This window comes from Pseudomonas sp. GL-RE-26, from assembly GCF_019956275.1.
GTDB classification, from domain to species: domain Bacteria; phylum Pseudomonadota; class Gammaproteobacteria; order Pseudomonadales; family Pseudomonadaceae; genus Aquipseudomonas; species Aquipseudomonas grandcourensis.
In genome coordinates this window covers 1-3,273 of record NZ_JAHBDI010000069.1, presented here as the reverse complement: position 1 = coordinate 3,273, position 3,273 = coordinate 1, and the positions used below count along the sequence as shown (strand labels likewise).

The 3,273-nt window shown below is 61.6% G+C and carries 3 protein-coding genes and 1 pseudogene; 1 reads left to right on the top strand and 3 read right to left on the bottom strand.

Features of this window, described 5'->3' with window-relative positions; all coding sequences use genetic code 11:
- Window positions 1-243: 243 nt before the first annotated feature.
- The 3 genes from KGB07_RS26525 to KGB07_RS26515 form a co-directional block, all read right to left on the bottom strand.
- The gene (locus KGB07_RS26525; protein ID WP_223467069.1) at window positions 244-1,674 is read right to left on the bottom strand and encodes a heavy metal sensor histidine kinase; all 1,431 of its coding nucleotides are present in this window, start codon (window positions 1,672-1,674) and stop codon (window positions 244-246) included.
- Window positions 1,675-1,682: 8 nt separating this feature from the next.
- The gene (locus KGB07_RS26520) at window positions 1,683-2,354 is read right to left on the bottom strand and encodes a heavy metal response regulator transcription factor (RefSeq protein ID WP_046040381.1); all 672 of its coding nucleotides are present in this window, start codon (window positions 2,352-2,354) and stop codon (window positions 1,683-1,685) included.
- Between the two features lie 84 nt (window positions 2,355-2,438).
- Window positions 2,439-2,696 (bottom strand): DUF2790 domain-containing protein, encoded by a 258-nt coding sequence (locus KGB07_RS26515; RefSeq protein ID WP_046040382.1) that lies wholly within the window; start codon window positions 2,694-2,696, stop codon window positions 2,439-2,441.
- A gap of 371 nt (window positions 2,697-3,067) precedes the next feature.
- Between KGB07_RS26515 and KGB07_RS26510 the strand changes: the two are divergent.
- Window positions 3,068-3,273: pseudogene (locus KGB07_RS26510) on the top strand (tripartite tricarboxylate transporter substrate binding protein); the annotation flags it as partial.

Below are 3,273 nucleotides of genomic sequence, written 5' to 3'. Positions count from 1 at the left end.
GGCAAGAGCAGGAGCAGGAATAGGAGCAGGAATAGGAGCAGGTGCGTCGGCCATGTCCCCCGCCAACAGCCATCCCGTGCTTGCCGCCAGAACCGCGAAGGCGACGTAAATCATTGACTTCAAGACATTGCGCATCGGCGAGCTCGACGGGTTGTTAGTCACATAGCCAATGAGGTTAGGTCATGACACGCACCCTTGAGCATTGTTTTGTCGGAAGTGCCCCATGTGGTTTTCGCTCAAACGCTACTCATGCTGTTGCCGCGCCGGGAAAAACAGTTCGAAGCAGGTGATGCCGTCGGCACTGCTGACATGGCAGGCACCGTTGTGCAGTTGCATGATCGTCGCCACGATCGACAGGCCCAGGCCATTGGATTGGGCCGAGCGTTCGCGGGACTCATCGACCCGGTAGAAGCGTTCGAACAGCCGTGGCAGATGCCGGGCCGGGATGGTCGGGCCGTGGTTGCGCACTTGCACCTGGATGCCGTCGGCGGTTGGGGTGGCGTGGATGCACAGCTCGGAATGTGGCGCGCCGTACTTGATAGCGTTGGCGCACAGGTTGGCCAATGCCCGACGCAGCAGCATCGGCTCGGCCCAGATCAAGCCGCTGCCCCGTGCATCGATGCAGATGCCAACGTCGGTCGCCGGACCTTCGAAATAATCGGCCATGCGTTGCATTTCGTCGGCGGCATCCAGCTCCTGACGCTGGCGCAGGGCACTGCGCGGATCGGTGCGGGCCAGGAACAGCATGTTGTCGAGCATGCGCGCCAGGCGTTCCAGCTCTTCGACATTCGAGGCCAATAGCTGCTGATAGGCGTCGGTGCTGCGGTTCTGTTGCAGGGCCACCTGGGTTTCGCCCAGCAGGTTGTTGATCGGTGTGCGCAGTTCGTGGGCCATGTCGGTCGACACCTGGCCCAGCTGGATGAAGCCTTTGTCCAGGCGGTCGAGCATGGCGTTGAAGGCGTCAATCATGGGCAGCAGTTCCAGCGGCGCGCCCTGGCTGTCGAGGCGTTCGTTGAGGTTGCCGACGTCGATGCTTTGGGTGTGACGGGCCAGGCGCCGCACGGGCAACAGGCCGCGATGCACCAGCACATAACCGGACAGCGCCAGCAGAATCGCCGCGACGCTGGCGAACAGGTACACATTGAGCCGGTAGTCGGCGAGTACGGCGGTGCGTTCGGTCATCAGGCGCCCGGTCACCACTTGCAGGCTGCCCAAGTCACCGGAATCGATGGTCGCCGCCAGGGCGGAAAACGGCACGCCATTGACGCTGGGCAAATGCTGCACGTCGTTCAAGGTCAGCCGATGATCCATGGCCACCGGGGTCAGCACCGGCATCGTCAGGTTGCCCGGGTTGACCACCAGCAACGGCGGCTGGCCCGGGGTGCCGATGGTCAACAGGGCCTCGCGGTTGCCCATCATGTTCTGGAACAGCGCCGGCTTGGCCTTGATCAGGTCCAGGGTGTTGCTGTCATTGAGGAAGGTACGCAACTGGTCGATGCGGGTGATCAGGGCAATGTCGTCGCGATGGATCAGCTCGCGCTCCAGGTCGCGGTACAGCGCCACGCCCAGCAGCGCCAGCGAGACAAACGCCAGCAGGGCAAACACCAGCGCCAGGCGCAGGGTCAGGGAGTGGCTGAGACGGGAGGCGGATTGCAGTGGCGTCATCGCATTCATGGGGGCGTTCAGGGTTGAGTGTCGAAGCGGTAGCCGATGCCGCGCACGCTGTGGATCAGCTTGAGCGGGAACGGATCATCGATTTTCAGGCGCAGGCGGCGCACCGCGACATCGACGACATTGGTGTCGCTGTCGAAATTCATGTCCCAGACCCGCGAGGCAATCATCGAACGTGACAGCACCTCGCCCTGATGCGTGGCGAACAGGTGCAGCAGGGCGAACTCTTTGTTGGTCAGGGTGATGCGGTTGCCGGCGCGGCTGACGCGGCGCTTGAGCACGTCGATCTGCAAGTCGTCGACGTGCAGGTGTTCTTCTTCCCGGGTAGGACCGCGCCGGGTCAGGGTGCGCAGGCGTGCCACCAGTTCGGCGAAGGAAAACGGCTTGATCAGGTAATCGTCGGCGCCCAGTTCGAGGCCTTTGATACGGTCGGCGATGTCATCCCGGGCGGTGAGGAACAGCACCGGTGTGTCGGCTTCTTTGCGCAGGCGGCGCAGGACTTCCCAGCCGTCCATCTTCGGCATCATGACGTCCAGCACAATCACGTCGAAATCGTGTTCCAGGGCCAGGTGCAAGCCATCGACGCCGTCCCGCGCCAGGCTCACGGTGTATCCGAGTTCCTGCAGGCCGTTGAGCAGGTAGTTGCCGGCCTTGGGTTCGTCTTCGACAACGAGGATGTTCATGGAAACCTGCCTGATCCGGTCGGGCTACAGGGGCGAGCCAGTGGCGAAAGTGTAGCCCGGTCGGCGGTGAATACGGGCATCCGCTCAGTTCTCACCAATGCAACCTACGCCCTGGACCTGATAGTCCAGTTGGTGCTCACGACCCTGGTGGTCGAGGTAGTTGAACTGCGCCGGAACAATGCCGCACTGGCCGTTGAGGTCGGTCATGGACAGCACTTTGGCCACATCCACCGGGACATAGAAGCCGTCCTTGTCGTGGATGACCGCCGAGGTGGGCTGGGTGGCGGCAAATGCCGAACCGGTGGCGAGCAGGGCGGCAAAACCCGCGATCAACATTTTCATGACGAATCTCTCTCTACAAGGGCAGGGTGGCTGCCGGTGGTTGGCCTGACAGTGAGTTCAGGCTAACGAAGTGATCCGGACAGCCGACCAACAGCTTGATGACAAAGTTGTAATGAAACGCCGGTTGGAACACTTCAAACCCTGTAGGAGCGAGCCTGCTCGCGATGGTCGCTAACGATTACGCGTGTTACCTGAATAAACGCGGTGCATTTACGTCCATCGCGAGCAGGCTCGCTCCTACAGGGTGTTGCAGCGCTTTAAAACAAATCAACCCAAGGATCCATGGCCTAAGCTTGTTCGCAGGCCCATGTTCATCGAACACCTCGATGGGCAAACGGCACCTATAAAAACAATGCAATCAGGAGATGCCCATGTCCGCTTTGATCCGTCGTTTCAGTCGCTGCATGGCCGCCGGTTTGACCGCTGCCGTGCTTGTCGCACCCGCGTTCGCGCTGGATACCGTGAAATTCATGGCCCCAGGTTCCGTGGGCGGTGGTTACGACCAGACCGCCCGGGTACTGGGCAAGGCCATGGTCGAGGCCAATACGGCCAAGGCGGTGACCTTCGAGAACAAGGG

Coding starts and splice junctions, on each gene's coding strand:
- KGB07_RS26515 (WP_046040382.1), bottom strand. CDS start 2,696: ATGAAAATGTTGATCGCGGGTTTTGCCGCCCTGCTCGCCACCGGTTCG.
- KGB07_RS26525 (WP_223467069.1), bottom strand. CDS start 1,674: ATGAATGCGATGACGCCACTGCAATCCGCCTCCCGTCTCAGCCACTCC.
- KGB07_RS26520 (WP_046040381.1), bottom strand. CDS start 2,354: ATGAACATCCTCGTTGTCGAAGACGAACCCAAGGCCGGCAACTACCTG.